This is a genomic window from Pseudomonas sp. UBA3149, assembly GCF_002364655.1.
GTDB lineage: Bacteria > Pseudomonadota > Gammaproteobacteria > Pseudomonadales > Pseudomonadaceae > Chryseomonas > Chryseomonas luteola.
On sequence record NZ_DEYV01000049.1, the window covers coordinates 1 to 17,527 of the forward strand.

Consider the following 17,527-nt stretch of genomic DNA (forward strand, 5'->3'; position numbering starts at 1 on the left):
GTTTTGTTAGCGGCTCTTAATCGCTGCCAGAGTTTCTTCAGGCCTCAGGAAAAATGAAAAATTTTATTCTACTTTTAATTCTATCAATCCTTACATCTTGTTCTTGGGTCGGAAACTCCATAAAGGAAGGCGCAATCAAAGGTGCCAGTTACCCCAGTAGTACACTTTTTTATTTAAAAGGGAAAATCCCAGAAGATTACTCATTCAAAACTACCGCCTACTACCAACAGAGTGAACCAGCCACATGCACATTCTATAGTGTAGGGATGGGTAGTTATGTTCCTCGCTCTCATATTGATCAGCATAAAGTCGAATACAAGGATAAACCCCAAGATTTTATCCATCAGATACCGCTGGCATATCACGAAGCCGGGTGCGAAATGAAGTTAGTCAATGTGGATCTAACTGTATTTGCTAAATATGGCTCTAAAGACGGGGAATTTGGCCGTGATGGAGGCCGAATAGGCGTTTATACAAGTTTGCCTGAAACCGTGGATCACTTTCCCAACAGCAAAGAATTGAATTTAAAGGGAAAATGTATGTGGTTATTTCGACTAATGGGCAAAAATGATGTATTCGCCAAAGTTCTTACATGCCATGGAGCTGACGAAAATTGGCAAGTGCCTGACGACTATGATAAGCGCGGCGGAGTAGGTATCTCGCTAAGACGCGATGAGCTCGACGGAAAAACCATTAATGTTGAGTTCCAAAACTCTAAAGAAGAAAGTCCTTACTTCCGGGGTACTTGGTTAAGAACAGAGTCTGGTTGGAAGCCTTGCATTAGAACATCAAAATACGCTCAATGCCAAACCCCGCCTACATTTAGAAAGTTTCGCATGGATGGCCGGGAGTGCACGGCCTACCCAAACTGCACGGAATAAGAACATGGATGAATCATTTACAAAATTAATTTCCAGCCCGGACCAAAATTGTCCATTAAAAAAGGCTTGGGTTAGTTTCAGATTAGTTGATGAGTTTGGCCAAGGCGAGCCTTATGCGAACTTATCTTACTCCTTAATAGATAGCCAAGGCAGCGAACACACAGGAACTCTTGACGAGAGAGGATATGCCAAAGTTGAACCTATTTATTGCGGCCCATCCATCCTTAGATTCCATGAAAAGTATAAAGGAAATATAGACGTTTGGTACGATGACTTGATAAATCGTCAAAGTTTTTCTCTTCCCATCACACAATTACAGGCTACAGCAGAGCAGACTCAGAGGCGAAACAGCAACCAATTAAGCCCAAACCTGAAACTAGCAGCCAAGGAAAATGCTGAATTTTATCGAGTAGAGGTACGTGATCTAGTAGAGGTTAATAGTCATCTCCCCCCTGCTTCTAAAATTTTAGCACCACGCCCCTCGATTGATCTTGCATCTAATTCAAATCAAAATGATAGTAAAAATTTTGGCATTGGTCTTGCCCCCAACAAACATCATATATTGGAAATCAAAGCTTTAACAGCTTGGCGGCCATTACTTTCTCTAACATCAGATTTTTCAGCACTTGATGCTTACCAACTTTCATTACTTACCACTCTGTCTTATGCAGATTTCGGAGAAAAATACAGTACTGGCCAAGAAGCACCGCCAATTTACCCAACCCCTGGGACTATTGGCTATATTTTGAACAGCAGATTGGCCCACATAGAAACTGGCGCTTTAAATGAAGAGCCCGCCCGCTTTTCAAACGTCAACCCTTACCATCTTATTCTAGAAGAAGTCCCCTACTCTAAAAGACTGGAAGTAATCCCTTTCAATCCCGAATATTACAAAAAGCAAGACGAACAAAAAAAACCTTGGGAACTTCACAACTTAAATGATATAGAAACTAACACTCAAGCATATATTACTCATGACGACCGCATGGTCCTTATTAGCATAAGAGGGACGCAAGAAAACCCACCTGACTTATTACGCGATATAGATGCGAAGCAAGTTCCCTATGAAGAAGGTGTAGGGCAAGCACATCGAGGGTTTTACGAGGCTTTTCTTGCTGTAAAAAATTTTGTAACACCCTATTTGCGTAACTTTTATACTGAACAAAAGATTGTCGTAAACGGCCATAGCCTAGGGGGAGCCATTGCTCTTTTAGTAGCCGAATGGTTACGCCGTGATACTCAAGGCTATGATGTATTACTGTATACATATGGCGCACCTCGCGCTGGCGATAGAAAATTTGTCGAAGGTGCATCCGAACTAATCCATCATCGGCTTGTTAACCATAACGACCCTATTCCAAGTCTCCCTGCAACATGGATGGATACAGATCAACGGATATTTATTCCTGGAGCAGCGGCACTTATTACAGGGGCGACAGGGATAGGCGGCGCGGCATTCTTGGCGGGTGTTGTCAATTTAAAAGGTGACAATTATCAGCATCACGGGACACTTCATCACTTTCTACCGCTTCCTATTGGCAAAGGGGAAACTACCTCAGTACTTTGGCAACCGGAATGTTCAGGAATTGAAGAAGCCGGATGTACTTATTATGCAGCAAACATTAAAAATGACATGCCAGATAGAGCGCTATTCATTGCACAGCTAGCTTCCATGTCACAACACTTTACTGTAGCTGGGTATGTTCCAGCTTGTCATGCAACGCTGTTACGCTGGAAAGCTAGCGCTGCGCAGGGAGGTCAAAGCTTGACCAAACGCGAGCAAGAATGGTTAGAAAAGGAAATCTATAGTTATCAAAAAAACTTAGAGTTATGGGAAAAGCAAGCCTGGCAAAAATATGACGCCCTACACCGACACCAAGAAGTTTCCTTAAGTCTACGCAGGCAGCAATTCGAACAGGCTATTAGCTTCGCCGCTGCCGAAAGGAGACGCTTACCCCGTACCTTAGGCCGTATCAGGGAGCTAGCTCAAAAGCCTATTTCGCTTGAAAATGTATACGGATCTCAAATAAACAATCCTATGCTTTTAAGCCTAATAAGCCGATGGCAACAACACGATGAAAACCTACCGTCCAAAACACCTCAACTAGCCTCTATACCTAGAACATATAAACCCAGTTACGTCTAGTTGACCTACAAAAGGCTTAAGCTAACCGCTTCATAAGTGCGGTTAGCGGCCAATTTATTAGAAGACATATCTCTAACATCAAAAACATCAAAACACCAACTTAATGTAAAACTTAAAGATCAAAAATCAGGCAATTTAAATATTTCTAACCGACAAACGATAAAATAATTTGCATCTAAATACTTACATGAAATTAGCTATAGGCGAAATTACAACCAACCATCTACATCAAAATTTACTTCTCTCATAGCTTAAATAAAAATTTGATAGATTCATAATCCTTATGCTCCTCTCGATCATTCGAGCAGCCTACCAATACGCCATGTGAGGTCTGCTACTAAAAATACGCTCCTAAAAGTCACATGAATACCGCATCTAATTATAGATGAAATGGAGTCAGGACCGTACTAAATAGCATTAGCCAAAAGATATGGAAGCCCAACTAAGCTTTGCGGAGCCGTAGCAAATGCAAGCTCGACAAATTTTCTTGACCTCACCATATTACGGAAATATGAGAAATTATTACTTAGAAGATGTCGAATTCTTAAAAATCACCAAGCCGCAAGCGGATACGCCTGAAGAAGCCGAGTCAGTTGCAACTATGCTAATAGCTCGAAATGAGTTTATGGCCTGGATTCTTGATTATACAGTTGGACAGCCAATACAGCAGATCGAAGACTCTTTCGAAAAAGTAATTTCTGCCTACGAGAACTATCAACTAGCTCTCGGGCGTTATGAAAATGAACCCAGGATGTCGCCTCTAGGTCTTGACCAACTTGAAGATTATGAAGACTGCCTCCAACTGATCGGAATAGCTGTATTACTTAATCGCAAGGATCTCCTAGAGCGTATTACTAAAATTGTTGATCCAGGATATGCAGCTGAAGATACGCTTTATGAAGAGCTTGTAGGAGGTGTACTACCCAATCGTGCAGAAATTGATGAATGGTACCATGATAAGCCTTACACTACCTTGATACATGCAATGTATGCCGAAACTAAAGATGAGGCCTCAAAACTTCTAAATCAGTATTGTAAAGAATGGTATCCGTCATTCAAACGTACAACGTGGCATGATACCCATCTTAGTATGACCTCAACCGAAGGTGCATATTTTGGTTACTGGGCTTTCGAAGCCGGCGCTGTGGCCTATCTTTATGGCATAGATGACAGCCAAATCAGCCACATGGTATATCCCAAAGACCTAGTCGCTTATGCTCGGAACCAAAAAAGAGCTGAATGAACCACAACTAAAGGCTCATACAGGAGAAACTCTCTTCTGACCAGACTCTTAATATTTAATACTAGGCAAACTCATTACAAGGTTTCTGCCTAATTATTAAAGTATCAAACAGATGCAACGATCTAATAAATTATTCGAAGAAAAAGCGCTGTAGCTAAAACAGGACTGTATGAAGGCACATCTGGCGGTAAATACAGACCCCTATCCGAGATATCCAAGAAGTATGTAGACACACACGGTATACCTTATAACTCTTGATAAATAAAATTTTTTAACACACAAATTAAATTAAGTTCTTCAAATTAAAGATGCCCACCCATTTAGGTGGGCGATCTTATTAGCACTCCATATATACCACCTGCGTATGGGTATATTCATACAACCCATGCTTTCCATCCGCCCCTCCAACCCCTGACTTGCGTACACCCGCATGGAAGCCTTGCATGGCTTCGAAGTTTTCTCGGTTGATGTAGGTTTCGCCAAAATCAATTTCGCGGCAGGCTTGCATGGCTTTGCTCAGGCTGCGGGTATAGACGGATGAGGTAAGGCCGTATTCGGAGTTGTTTGCCAGGGCGATTGCTTCGTCCAGGCTGTCAACGATCTGGATTGGTAGGACGGGACCAAAAATTTCCTCACGCATGATCGCCATATCCTCTCGGCAACCGGCCAGCACGGTAGGCTCGTAGTGGAAGCCTCGGGGAATATCTGCGACCTTGCCACCAGAGACGACCGTAGCACCCTGGCTGACTGCCGTACGCACGCGTTCGGCAACCTTATCGAGCCCGGCCTGGTTGATTAGCGGGCCCATTTCTACCGAGGGGTCGGCAAGCGGATCTCCGTAGCGCGTTTCACTCATGGCAGCACTGACACGTGAGATGAATTCATCGGCTACGCCACGCTCGACGTATACGCGCTCGGCACAGTTACAGACCTGGCCGGTATTGATGATGCGCGAACCGCGAATGGCGCGGACGGCGAGATCTAAATCAGCGTCGGCCAGCACGATGGCTGGTGCCTTGCCGCCGAGTTCAAGGTTGAGCTTGGTGAGGTTGGGTGCAGCCGACGCCATGATGCGGGCACCCGTAGCCACACTGCCGGTAAAGCTGATCATGTCGATTCCGGCATGGGCGCTGAGCGTTCCCCCGACCTCCCCTGCCCCACTGACGACATTGAACACGCCAGGAGGCAAGTCCGTTTCGGCGACCAGTTTGGCAAATTCGAAGCAGTTGATCGGCGTCTCTTCGCTGGGTTTGATGACGATGGTGTTGCCGGTTACCAGGGCCGGCGCCATCTTGCGGGCGATAAGGAAGAATGGGAAATTCCAGGGCAGGATGCCGGCGACCACCCCCAGGGGCTTACGGAACAGAAAGATGTTTTCGTTAGGCCGGTCGCTGGTAATGATTTCGCCTTCGATGCGGCGCGCCCACTCTGCCATGTAGTCGATGTAATCAGCCGTGAAGTTAACTTCGACTTCAGCCAGACCACTGACCTTGCCCTGCTCTTCGATAATGATGCGCGCCAGCCGGGGCGCATGTTCACGGATCTTGGCGGAGATTTTGCGCAAGTACCCAGCGCGCTCTATAGCGGGCTTTTTTGCCCAGGCTTTTTGAGCAGCGCGTGCGGCCTCAATGGCACGGTTTACATCATCGCCATTAGAGGCAGGCACGTCGGTCAATCGTGCACCAGTGGCCGGGTTGAAAACACCAAGGTGCTCGCTGCTGGGCTGAAATGCGCCATTGATGAAGTTCTGATACGGTTGGGTCATGGCCGATTCCTCTTGTTTTAGTAGGTTCGCGAAGGCGCGCTGACGGCCGGGCCTTCCTTGTAGCGACGCAGATTATCCAGGGCTGCCTGACGCATCAGGCTGATATCAATGCCCACGGCAATGAACTGGCAGCCCCAGCTCTGGTAGCGGCGAGCGTCATCCTCTTGGGGGGCAAGAATGCCGCTGACTTTGCCCGCCGCACGGGTGGCATCGATGGCATGACGGATCTTGGCTTGCACGTCGGGATGACCTGAATTGCCGGGATAGCCCAACCCAGAGGACAGGTCCGCTGGACCGACGAAGACCGCGTCGACGCCCTCTACCGCAGCAATCGCTTCGACGTTTTCAACCCCCTTGGCTGACTCAACCTGTACGATCAGGCAGAGCTCCTCATGGGCAGTAGCCAGGTAATCCGGCACACCATCCCAACGAGTTGCACGGGCCAGCCCACCGCCAACCCCACGAATACCATGAGGTGGATAGCGCATAGCCCGGACCAGCTCACGCGCCTGCTCGGCTGTTTCCACCATAGGCACCATCAGGGTCTGGACGCCGATATCGAGTAGCTGCTTGATCAGCACGCTGTCACCGGTTACGGCCCTTACCACGGGCTGAGTGGCATAGGGTGCGACCGCCTGGAGCTGGGCCAGAATCGTCGGCACGGTATTAGGTGCGTGCTCACCGTCAATGAGCATCCAGTCGTAGCCAAGGCTGGCAATGATTTCCGCCGCGTAGCCTGTAGCAAAGCCGGCCCAGATGCCGTAGGTGGTCTGGTCCTGCTTGAGCGCTGCCTTGAAGGCGTTGTGTGGCATCTGCATAAGAAGTCCTGTTGTGTTGAACGTTAAGGGATCAGTGAGAAGCCAGATGGCCTCCTTTTTCAGGAAGCTTGACGACGAAGAAGTAGCTCGCAGCGCCGAGCAGTGCGATCAGGGCTGCGATGACCAGGGCGAGTGTGAACGAGCCGGTCTGCTGTACGACCATACCGGTCACGACTGGAGCAAAGGCACCGCCGAAATAGCCGCCAAAGTTCTGGATGCTGGCGAGGGAGGCCACCATGCGTGACGGTACAGCCACGCTGACGAGGGACCATGTGCCGGCTACTGCTACATTCAGGCAGAACAGTGCCGCACTGAATAACGCCATGACCGGGACGACGCCCTGGGCATAGGCGCCAAGGACCGTGAAGAAGCCTGCGCCGATCAGGCCGCCGCAGATCGGCCATTTACGGCTGCGGCTGACGCTGGCGCCGCCACGGATTACACGGTCTACCAGGAGGCCGCCACTGATCACGCCCGCCGCTCCGGCCAGGAATGGAATACTGGCGACCCAGCCCGCGCTGGCAAGGGACAGATGATGGGTTCGCTCCAGATACGCAGGCAGCCAGGTCAGGTACAACGACAGCATGTAGATGATGCCGACGTAGCCAAACACGATGCCCCAGGTCACGCGCAGCTTGAAAAGTCCGCGCCATTCGGCAAAGGTCATACGGCCCGTGCTGTCACCCCTGGTCATGCCTTCGTCGAGATAGTGTTGTTCCTGCGCGGTAAGGCTGACCTCATCACGGTTGCGATAGACGGCGTACCAGACGATTGCCACGCCCACACCCATTACGCCCATGGCAATGAACATCGCCCGCCAGCCCAGGCCCAGAAGCAGCGCGGCGAGAATCGGTTGGGCAATTGCCGGCCCGAGGGAGGATGCCATGTTGAAGATGCCAGACGGCAGCCCTCGCTCCTTGATGTTGAACCACTCGCTGACAACCTTGGCGCCGGCCGGAAATTGAGGGGCCTCGCCGATGCCCAGACCGATACGCGCCAGGATCATGTGGTTCAGGCTACTGAGTAATCCCAGCATGCCTTGGGCAATCGACCAGAGGCAGATCCCCAGGCCCAGGGTCAGACGGGCACCAAAGCGGTCGAGAATGCCGCCGATCGGCAACTGCGCCACGGCATACGCCCAGGAAAAGACGGAGAGCAAAAGCCCCATTTCGGTCGGCGTGAAAGACAGCTCCTGGCTGATGGTCTGGTTAGCGATGGCCAGGGTGCTGCGGTCCAGGTAATTGACGAACCCCGCCAGCACCAGCAGTGTCAGCGCTACCCATTGAATACGCTTGAGCCGGGCACTCTTGACCGGGATCACGGTTTCCCGCGAGGTAGACGCAGTCCCCGTTGTTGCACTCGCTGTTACACCCGTTGTTGCACTCGCTGTTGCCTGCATATTGTTGTTATTCATCAAGGCTCTCCAGGAATCGAAATGGAGCGGTGTTCCGAATAAACCCGGAACCGGAAACGCTATTGCAAGTTCACGAACATTCCCCCGTCTACCAGTAGGGATGCACCAGTGACGTACCTGGCCATGTCCGATGCGAGGAATACGACCGGGCCGGCCAGGTCATCCGGCTCTCCCAGGCGTCCCAGGGGTGTCCGTTTAATCATGTAGTCGCGTTTTTCCTGATCGGCCAGGTCGTCCTTGTTGATATCGGTCTCGATAGTGCCCGGCAGTACGGCATTGCAGCGTATGCCGTACGGGCCAAGGGCAATGGCACAGGACTGCATGAGTGACAGCAGCCCGGCCTTGGTGGGTGTGTAGTGCGTCTGCATCGCGCCGCCCACCAATGCGCTGATCGAGCTGACGGCAATGATCGAGCCTCCCCTTCCTTGCTCCTTCATTTGATTGGCCGCTGCCTGTACGGCGAAATAGGCACCATTAAGATTGGTGTCTACGGTCTTGTAATAGACCTCGCGTGGCATATCGAGAAAAGCGTGAAAGGGACAGATGCCCGCGTTGTTGACGAATACATCCACACTGCCAAACGCCTCCACTGCCGCCTTGACGAGCGTGCTGCCGGTGTCCGGATCGGCAGCATCGGCCCCTACGTCGACCGCACGGCTACCGGCCTGCTCGATTTCCTGGATCAACGAGGCCACCTGCGGTTTGCTGGGATCGCTACCGCTGTGCCCGATGACGACCTTGCCGCCCTGTCGGGCGCACTCCAGGGCAATAGCCCGGCCTATCCCACGGGAGGCGCCGGTGATGATGACGGTCTTGTCTGCGAGCAGCATGGTTGTCTCCTTGGGTTCGATAAAGTCAGGGCCGAGTCGTCTCTACTTCAAATAGTTGCCATACCCCACCATAGCAATCGAAGCCAGGATGACCACGATGCCTGTCAGCAGGATGCGTTTGTTACGTGCCGAGGTGCCGTGCCATTCACGGAAATACAGCCCCCACAGGTTCGACACGACAATGATGAAAGACATGTGCAGCACCCAAGAGCTGGCGTCGTTGTTGAGCCGACTCTCACCCATGCCATAGAAGAAAAATTGTAGAAACCAGATCGTGCCAGCGCTGGCTGCCAAGAGGTAATTGCGCAGGAGCGGCGTCTGCGAGTCGGTGTAGTTGTGGAACGAGCGGTTACGCCGATTGAGCAGCAAGCACCAGATGGCATTGGTGGTCAGCCCGCCCCACATGATCAGCATGAAGGTGACGTTGTTCTGGAACAGGCTATTGGTGCCTTGGGCTACAGCCGCTTCAGCCAGGGGACGCCCGGCCGAGATGCCATAGCTGAAGCAGGCGCTGAGCACGCCCGAGATGATGGCAACGGTCCACCCCTTGGCCAGGGAGAACTCCGCCACACTCGCCTGCTTGGTTGCCTCGGAGACTTCCCGCTCCTTGATCACACCGGCCCGCCCACAGATAGCAATGCCTACAAGCGAAATGGCAACGCCCGCCAGCACCCAATGCCCGCCAGCGCTGGCGACCAGTTCGGTAAAGGAGCCTCGGGTTTCGTCGGTAAACAGGTCCTTGTAGATTGCAGGCATCAGCGCCCCAAGGGCGGAGATCAGGCCCATAATGATGGACATGCCCAGCGAAAGGCCCAGGTAGCGCATGGTCAAGCCAAACGTCAGACCGCCAATCCCCCACAGCACACCGAAGGTATAGGTCCAGAGCAACGTGGACGTATCGGCCTCGCCGATGATGTGCGTGAAGTTGGGGACAGTCAGCACGGCCGCCACCAGTGGTACGAACAACCAGGAGAACAGGCCGCCAATGATCCAGTAGCTTTCCCAGGCCCAGCCCTGCACTTTCTTGTAAGGGATGTAAAAGCTGCCGGAAGCAAAGCCGCCGATAAAATGCAGGATGACACCCAGCAGGATGACCTCCATCACGCGTCTCCTGCCGTCAGTACAAAGACAGGCAAGAGCGGTACGCTCACCGGCGACTCGTCCGGATTGGTCGCCATGATCTCAGCCATGTGATGCCACCAGCGCTTCATCACCGGCAAGCGGGGCAACTCATCCAGGGCGTGCTCACTGCGGTGCGTCAGTACGGCGTAGAGCGCGTGCGTCTCAGGGTCAAGAAAAATGCGGTAGTCCTCGACACCGGCGGCTAGCAGCGCGTCGACCAGCTCAGGCCAGATCTCATCGTGCCGGCGCTGGTACTCCTCAGCCTGCCCGGGATGCAAGGTCATACGGAACGCTTTTGTTGGCATTATGGCGGTTCCTTGTCTGGCGGCGCGGTTCCTCCGCGCCGCGCTCCTTTATCAGTGATCGTAGGGTCGATGTAGCTGGCACTCGGGGTTTAGCCGTACCCCAAAGCCGGGCTTGTCTAGGACAGAAGCTTTCATGCGGCCATTGATTGGAATCGGCTCGTCCAGGAGCTGCGGGTTGAACATCGGCACCACCTTGTCCGCCTTGGGCGCCATCATCAGGAATTCCGAGAAGGGACTGTTGGTGCGGGTAATGACGAAGTGGTAGCTGTAGACGGAGGACCCATGGGGCACGACCAGCGCATTATGGGCATCAGCCAGCGCCGAGATCTTGATCAGCTCAGTAATCCCCCCACACCAGCCCACGTCCGGCTGGATAATGTCGCAACAGCCCATCTCCAGGAGCATACGGAAGCCCCAACGGGTCGCCTCGTGTTCACCCGTAGTGACCAGCATCCCGCTCGGCACTTGCTGCCGGAGGGCGGCGTAGCCCCAGTAGTCATCCGGTGGCAGCGCCTCTTCGATCCACTTGAGGCCAAACTCGCTTGCCGCATTGGCCAGACGGGTGGCGTAGTTGAGGTCAAGGCTCATCCAGCAGTCGAACATCAGCCAGAAGTCGTCCCCCACCCGCTCACGCATGGTGGCCAGCGTTTCGATGTTCTTGCGCAGCCCTTCTTCACCTTCAGCGGGGCCGTGCTGAAGCGCCAGCTTGCCGCCGATAAAGCCCATTTCCTTGGCCAGATCGGGCCGTGCGCCAGTGGCATAAAACTGAAGCTCGTCCCGTACGGGACCGCCCAAGAGCTGGTGAACAGGCTCCTGGCGAATCTTGCCGAGCAGGTCCCACAAGGCCAAGTCCACGCCCGAAATGGTATTGAGGACAATGCCCTTGCGCCCGTAGTAGAGCGTGGCGTTGAACATCTGGTCCCAGATCTTTTCGATGTCCGTTACCTTGGCGCCTTCAATAAAACGCGCCAAGTGCTTTTCGACGATAAAGGCGCCCAACTCACCACCCGTGGTAACAGCAAAGCCTACCGTCCCGTCGCTGGCCTCCACTTCCACCACCAGCGTCCCCAATACGTTGATACCAAAGCTGCGGCGGCTCTGCCGGTACTCGGGATACTTTGCCATGGGCGTAGAGATATGATCGTCGATCCAATGACCATCGCCTTGGTCGTGATAATCCGCACCGCCGCCCCGTAGAGTGAAGGCGCGGACGTGTTTAATGGTGGGCATGCTCATGGGCGTCTCCTGGCAGCGTATTAAGAGGCGTAGCGGCGCGCTTGATGGGCGTCGAAGGACTGAAGCGGTGAACAGCAATAATCAGCAAACCGGCTAGAAGGCTGGCGCCGGCAAGGAAGTAGAGGCCGGCAGCAGTGGAGTCAAAGGCCGTCTCGGCCCAGCGCTTGAGGTTGGGTGCCATGAATCCGCCCAACGCGCCGATAGAATTGATCAGGGCAATGCTGCCTGCCGCCGCGCTACCGGCAAGGTAAGCTGAGGGAAATGTCCAGAAGATCGGCTGGACAGCGATGAAGCCCGAGGCGGCAAAACACAGAGCGACCAGCGCCAGCAGCGGCGAGCCGAACGCTACCGAGGCAGCAATACCCAATCCGCCCATAGCGACGGTAAGCGCCGCAGTTGCACGGCGATTACCGGTGCGATCTGAATAGGCCGGAATCAGGTAGGCAGCTGCAAGAGCGCACACCCAGGGAACGGAGGTCACCAGTCCAACCATAAAGCCGACCTTCTGCCCCAGTAGCCCCGCCACCTGCGTGGGCAGGTAAAACACCACGCCATAAACGCTGGTCTGGATCAGGAAATAGATCAGGCACAGGTAGAGGACGCCGGGATGAGTCAGTACCTTGAGCAGGCTTTTACCGTGGGCGAGTTTCTCGCGGTCCTCACGGTCAAGCGTCTCTTGCAACGCCCGGCGCTCCTCAACGGCCAGCCATTTGGCATCACCCGGACGATTATCCAGGTACCAGTAGGCCCAGACGCCTACAACGGTTGCCAGGAGTCCTTCCACCATGAACAGCCATTGCCAACCATGCAACCCGCCCAGCCCGTCGAACTCAAGCAAGAGACCGGAGAGCGGGCTTCCGAAGATAAATGCCAGCGGTGCGCCGAAATAAAAGAACCCCATGGCCCTGGCGCGGGCACCTTGGGGAAACCAGTATGTGAGGTAAAGAATGACGCCCGGAAAGAATCCGGCCTCGGCCACGCCCAACAGGAACCGCAGCACGTAAAAGGTCGTCTCGTTGTGAGCGAACATCATAGCGGCGGAGATTAGGCCCCATGTCACCATGATTCGGCACATCCAAAGCCGCGCACCGACCTTGTGCATGATCAAGTTACTGGGCACCTCCAGAAAGGCATAACCGAGAAAGAAGATCCCGGCGCCAAAGGCAAATGCCGCATCCGAAAGGCCAGTGTCTGCCTGAAAGGCAGCCTTGGCGAACCCTACGTTGGCGCGGTCCAGAAACGCCAGGACATACATGAGCAGGAGAAACGGCAAAAGCCGCCAGGAGACCTTCTTGATGATGTGCGGAGACAATGTGTTCACGCCAGTTTCCTCTTGGAATTGTTATGGGGCGTGGAGCGACGTACGAGACGGCAAACACTAGCGTGTGGGCAGTCCCCCTCGATGACGTTTAACGCCAGAGGAAGAAAGGTCGAAACAGGCGTGAGGGCATCTGAATACCGGGGCGGCATGAGGCAAGCGGAGCATGACGGTCACCTTGTTTTTGTTGTAAGCGCCTTGAATCTAAGCGCAGAAGCGATGCCTGACTAATCGAAATAAACTTACATCCGATACCCTTTATGCATCGGTCATGATTGCTGTGCCTGTCGTGACTTCCAGCGATAGGCCTGCCTGGAGTTGAGATAAAACACTTTCTCCTGAGCTACCGATGTTTTTGTAGCCAGGTAGGCCTGCGTCAGGCCAATGGTTTTATCCAGCGAGACGAGGTGATCGCTGTTGGGCCAGTCACTGCCAAACAGGATGCGATCTTCGCCGAATAGCGACCACAATCGGTCCAGGTGCTCCTGGTAATACGCAACGTCCAGCCCCACTGTTCCCTGTATGCGCTGCGGCACTTCGGAGAGTTTCATGAAGGCCGTTGGTCGGGCAGCGAACGTCTCCAGGTCTCGCCAGTACGCGCGCTCTTCAGCAGGAGGGACCTGGGCATTAGGCAAGTGATCCGCCACGATACGAAGGTCTGGGACAGCATCACTTACCTCCAGCAGCGCAGCGATCAGGGATCGCGTCGGGTTGGTACTGTCCAGTGCTCTGCCGCTCTGAGCCAGAAGGCGCAACCCCTCGATAAAGCCAGGCTTTCGAAGGTCTTCTGTTAGATCACGATCCCATAGGTTGCCGTAGCGCATCCCCAGAAATAGGGGCTCGGCTGCCAGCCGGTCAAGATCAGCCGCAAAGTGCTGATCGTTTGGCACCAGATTGCCGACAAAGCCCACCATGCCAGTATGGTGCCGTACGGCCTCAAGCAGCCAGTCGTTATCCTTTCGCCAGGGGCTGGCCTCTACGGCAATCGCACCCACAATGCCCAAGGGCGCTGCCTGGGCGAAATATTCGTCCGGCAATGTGCGGCGATAGATAGTATCGCCTGGTTCAGGCCACGGAATGCCCTCCGGGCGGTGCGGATCGAACAGATGAATGTGGGCATCAAGTCGTGGTCCCTGGTAAACCGCAAGGGTTTCGCGGGCCTGTGCGAATGCCTGTAGAGCAGGTGCCGCCATGGCTGCCAAGCCTCCAATCAGAAAGGGTCGTCTTCGCATAACGAAGCGTTAGTGTGCGTCGTAGCTACAACGGACAGATGACGTAGCCGGCAGGCGAGAGAAAGGAGGTGTGCATGGCGAATTCCTTTTTTATTCTTGGAGCTCACTCTTTAGCTGTGATGGCGCGTGATTACCAATAATAATTAGGTCAACACCGATACCCAGGCGGCATCGTTCGCTAAGGAAGAACAACAATGAACGTATCCGCATCCGCGCGCGCCCTGTTCAATCGGCTGCGTTACAAGCACCTGCTCATGCTGGTCACGTTGGGCAATAGCCAGAACTTGCATCGCGCCGCGCAGGCCCTGAACATGTCGCAACCGGCGACCACTCGCATGCTGCAGGAAATCGAAGATGCCTTTGGCTGCGAGCTGTTTGAGCGCCAGACGCGAGGCATGAAGCCTAATGCGCTGGGCGAAGAAGTCCTGCGCTTTGCCCGCACCGCCCTGACGCAGCTCGACCGCTGCGCCGAAGACATCACCGATCGCCAGCAAGGCGGCTATGGGTATCTCTCCATCGGCACCATCATGGGCGCAGCGCCTGATCTGGTCGTTCAGTCCATCGCCGACATGAAGCGTCAGCATCCCCGGCTCAAGTTACGCATCATGGGCGACACCAGCGATCAGCTCATTGAATTACTGGACCAAGGCAGCATCGACCTGGCGGTCGCCCGGCAAAGCGCCGAAAGCGATCGGAGCCGTTACCAGTTCGAGCCGCTGGGCAACGAACATCTGGTCGTAGCCGTACGGGCCGATCATCCCTTGGCGGGGCGCGACCGGATCGACCTGAGCGAGCTGGTCAGCCAATGGCCCTGGATCTTACAGCCGTCCTCCAGTCCGGCCCGCATGGCACTGGAGCGCGCCTTCGAGCGGCTTTCACTGCCCTCACCGCGAGACGTGATTGAATGCAGTTCGGTCTTTGCCATGCTGCAGCTGGTGCAGATGACCGAGGCGATTCTGGTGCTGTCCGAAACGGTGGTCTCCGACTATCTGCGGACCGGGCTCGTCGTGCCGCTTCCACTCGAAATCGAGGAAGAGATGGCGCCCTATGGCGTGCTGCTGCGCAAGAACGAGCCCCTGAGCCAAGAGCTGGAAACCTTTCTGCAACTCTTGCGCCGACGCGCCAATGATCTCGGACTCAGGCCATAAGCCTGACTGTTAAGCTATGGGCCTCTAACGGATAGATCACTTGATATGACCCCACGCATACCCTTCTGGCAAAACGCTGCGCAGCTCGACGGAGACGCTCCCCGCAAGTGGCTGTTTGAAGATGAAGGCTCCTTGACCCAGCGCCTGACGCAGCTCAGCGGTAACCGCTTTGCGGTGGACGTCATTACTGAAGGATGGCAGCCGCTAAGGGCAGATGAATGCAAGGCCCTGGACGCGCCGTCGGAGACGCTCGGCTGGGTACGCGAGGTTTTCCTGTTAGGTACGCAGACCCGCTGGGTGTTTGCCCGCAGCGTGGCAACGCGCGAGGCGCTCGAGGCCTCAGGGTTTGAGCTGGCTCAACTGGGCCAACGCCCACTAGGCGCTCTGCTGTTCAGCGATAACGCGTTTAACCGCGGCCCGCTGGAGGCCACGCGTTACCCTGCTGGCTGGCTTCCACAGGAAGAAGTGCAGGATCAGAAGCCGCTCTGGGCTCGGCGTTCGGTCTTTCGCCGTGACGGCCTTGGCGTATTGGTTGCCGAGGTGTTTCTGCCGGCGTTCTGGCAGTTCCTGAAAGATCAGAGGCTATAATCGGCCAGCCCGCCGTAAAACGGCTCGGGCTTTCGTTCATTCCGATACGGCGCCGCAATGAAAAAGAACCGCTCCCGTAAAAAGCCACAGCCAGCTGCCTCGCTCGCTACCGCCGCCCCGCAGAAAATCATCGGGACCACCCGGCCTAGCAGCCGCATCAAAGACTTCGTCCAACTGACGCGACTGGACAAGCCTATCGGCATCTACCTGTTGCTCTGGCCAACACTCTGGGCCTTGTGGATTGCGGGCGAAGGCCGCCCGAGCGTGAAGAACGTCATCATTTTCGTGCTGGGTGTCGCCCTGATGCGCTCGGCGGGGTGTGTAATCAACGACTTTGCCGATCGAAACTTCGACGGTCATGTCAGTCGTACTAAGGCGCGCCCGCTGGCGACCGGCAGGATAACAACCAAGGAAGCTCTGATTGCCTTTGCCGTGCTGGTTGGGCTCAGCTTCGTGCTGGTGCTGTTTACCAACGCCATCACCATCTGGATGTCCTTTGGCGCCCTGGGTATCGCTGCGCTGTATCCCTTCATGAAGCGCTACACCTATTACCCACAGGTGGTACTGGGCGCAGCCTTCTCCTGGGGAATGCCGATGGCCTTTACCGCCGAAACCGGCTCGCTTCCGCCTGAGGCCTGGCTATTATTCATCGCCAACGTGATCTGGACGGTGGGATACGACACCTATTACGCCATGGCGGATCGGGAAGACGATCTGAAGATCGGCGTGAAATCCACTGCCATCCTGTTTGGCGACGCAGACCGCATCATCATCGCGACGCTGCAGGGCCTTACCTTGCTCTGCCTGCTCCTTGCCGGTGCGCGCTTTCACATGGGCGCGTGGTTCTATCTGGGCCTTGTGGTGGCGCTAGGGTGTTTTGTCTGGGAATTTCTGAGTACACGGGACCGGGACCCCATGAAATGCTTCAAGGCTTTTTTGCATAATCACTGGGCAGGCCTGGCAATCTGGATAGGGATTGTGGTGGATTATTTGGTGCGCTGATCAGGCGGCTTCAGCTTTTTCCCATGCCTTCGGCGCTTCACGTTCTCTGCACACTTACAGAGAACGTGAAGCCAAGGCGCAGCGCCTGTTGGATACCGGAACAAGCGGTTCTGGTGACTTTACGGCGGCTTTCACGAATGACTCGCTTGCCGCCTCCCTGGCACAGGCGATCACTCAGTCGGGCTTGATGAGACCCTGACCCAATCAATCTGCAGTGTTTCACCGCTTCCCATCCGCTGCAAATGATCAGCGACCACCCCTTCCATCCGCTCCAGCTCTTCAGCAGGAAACTCGATCTTTGCCAATAGCACGTCGCCTTGCGCCTCAAGGTGACAGGTTCCCGCCGGGAACTGAATAAAGCCCTTTCCGTCATCGAATTCCACCTGGAATTTATGCCCCCAGTGCTTGCATAACCGTGTGATGTAGCGGCCTGGATTGGCCGTGGCGATACGGGACTCAGACGATGCCATAGTCGGTCT

At 54.4% G+C, this 17,527-nt stretch carries 16 protein-coding genes; 6 read left to right on the plus strand and 10 right to left on the minus strand.

Going from position 1 to position 17,527, the window contains the following annotated elements:
• Window positions 1-53: 53 nt before the first annotated feature.
• The 3 genes from B3729_RS24285 to B3729_RS24295 all read left to right on the plus strand — a co-directional run bounded on the left by B3729_RS24285 (window position 54) and on the right by B3729_RS24295 (window position 4,270).
• Window positions 54-881 (plus strand): hypothetical protein, encoded by an 828-nt coding sequence (locus B3729_RS24285; protein WP_286789212.1) that lies wholly within the window; start codon window positions 54-56, stop codon window positions 879-881.
• Between the two features lie 4 nt (window positions 882-885).
• The gene (locus B3729_RS24290) at window positions 886-3,027 is read left to right on the plus strand and encodes a lipase family protein (RefSeq protein WP_286789213.1); all 2,142 of its coding nucleotides are present in this window, start codon (window positions 886-888) and stop codon (window positions 3,025-3,027) included.
• 466 nt (window positions 3,028-3,493) lie between these two features.
• On the plus strand, window positions 3,494-4,270 hold the full coding sequence (locus B3729_RS24295; protein WP_286789214.1) for a PoNe immunity protein domain-containing protein: 777 nt from the start codon (window positions 3,494-3,496) through the stop codon (window positions 4,268-4,270).
• A 337-nt stretch (window positions 4,271-4,607) separates the two neighbouring features.
• Here the strand turns inward: B3729_RS24295 and aldA are convergent, their stop codons facing one another.
• From aldA to B3729_RS24340, 9 genes are all read right to left on the minus strand, one after another.
• Window positions 4,608-6,035 carry an aldehyde dehydrogenase gene (aldA, locus tag B3729_RS24300; protein WP_286789215.1) on the minus strand — a complete coding sequence of 476 codons (1,428 nt, stop codon included), beginning with the start codon at window positions 6,033-6,035 and terminating at the stop codon, window positions 4,608-4,610.
• A 17-nt stretch (window positions 6,036-6,052) separates the two neighbouring features.
• On the minus strand, window positions 6,053-6,853 hold the full coding sequence (locus B3729_RS24305) for an HpcH/HpaI aldolase family protein (RefSeq protein ID WP_286789216.1): 801 nt from the start codon (window positions 6,851-6,853) through the stop codon (window positions 6,053-6,055).
• A 31-nt stretch (window positions 6,854-6,884) separates the two neighbouring features.
• Entirely contained in the window at window positions 6,885-8,267 is a 1,383-nt protein-coding gene (locus tag B3729_RS24310) for an MFS transporter (protein WP_286789217.1), read from the minus strand.
• 59 nt (window positions 8,268-8,326) lie between these two features.
• Window positions 8,327-9,097 (minus strand): SDR family NAD(P)-dependent oxidoreductase, encoded by a 771-nt coding sequence (locus B3729_RS24315; protein ID WP_286789218.1) that lies wholly within the window; start codon window positions 9,095-9,097, stop codon window positions 8,327-8,329.
• Between the two features lie 42 nt (window positions 9,098-9,139).
• Entirely contained in the window at window positions 9,140-10,198 is a 1,059-nt protein-coding gene (rhaT, locus tag B3729_RS24320; protein WP_286789219.1) for an L-rhamnose/proton symporter RhaT, read from the minus strand.
• Window positions 10,198-10,524, minus strand: a complete 327-nt coding sequence (gene rhaM, locus B3729_RS24325) for an L-rhamnose mutarotase (RefSeq protein WP_286789220.1) — start codon at window positions 10,522-10,524, stop codon at window positions 10,198-10,200. The genes rhaT and rhaM overlap by 1 nt, the downstream gene beginning before the upstream one ends.
• A 51-nt stretch (window positions 10,525-10,575) precedes the next feature.
• Entirely contained in the window at window positions 10,576-11,760 is a 1,185-nt protein-coding gene (gene rhmD, locus B3729_RS24330) for an L-rhamnonate dehydratase (RefSeq protein WP_019366663.1), read from the minus strand.
• Window positions 11,741-13,081 (minus strand): MFS transporter, encoded by a 1,341-nt coding sequence (locus B3729_RS24335; protein ID WP_286789221.1) that lies wholly within the window; start codon window positions 13,079-13,081, stop codon window positions 11,741-11,743. Before B3729_RS24335 ends, rhmD begins: the two co-directional genes overlap by 20 nt.
• 266 nt (window positions 13,082-13,347) lie before the next feature.
• Window positions 13,348-14,271, minus strand: coding sequence for an amidohydrolase family protein (locus B3729_RS24340; RefSeq protein WP_286789222.1), 924 nt, complete (start codon window positions 14,269-14,271; stop codon window positions 13,348-13,350).
• Window positions 14,272-14,504: 233 nt separating this feature from the next.
• Between B3729_RS24340 and B3729_RS24345 the strand changes: the two genes are divergently transcribed.
• From B3729_RS24345 to ubiA, 3 genes are read left to right on the plus strand one after another with little or no spacing between them, the layout of a single operon-like run.
• Entirely contained in the window at window positions 14,505-15,458 is a 954-nt protein-coding gene (locus B3729_RS24345; RefSeq protein ID WP_019366666.1) for a LysR family transcriptional regulator, read from the plus strand.
• 45 nt (window positions 15,459-15,503) lie between these two features.
• On the plus strand, window positions 15,504-16,046 hold the full coding sequence (locus tag B3729_RS24350) for a chorismate--pyruvate lyase family protein (protein WP_150348555.1): 543 nt from the start codon (window positions 15,504-15,506) through the stop codon (window positions 16,044-16,046).
• 57 nt (window positions 16,047-16,103) lie between these two features.
• The gene (ubiA, locus tag B3729_RS24355; RefSeq protein ID WP_019366668.1) at window positions 16,104-17,048 is read left to right on the plus strand and encodes a 4-hydroxybenzoate octaprenyltransferase; all 945 of its coding nucleotides are present in this window, start codon (window positions 16,104-16,106) and stop codon (window positions 17,046-17,048) included.
• A gap of 170 nt (window positions 17,049-17,218) precedes the next feature.
• On the opposite strand, the gene B3729_RS24360 is transcribed toward ubiA, so the two are convergent.
• A complete protein-coding gene (locus B3729_RS24360) occupies window positions 17,219-17,518 on the minus strand; it encodes a DUF2218 domain-containing protein (RefSeq protein ID WP_232235460.1) in 300 nt (99 codons plus the stop codon).
• Between the last annotated feature and the right edge of the window lie 9 nt (window positions 17,519-17,527).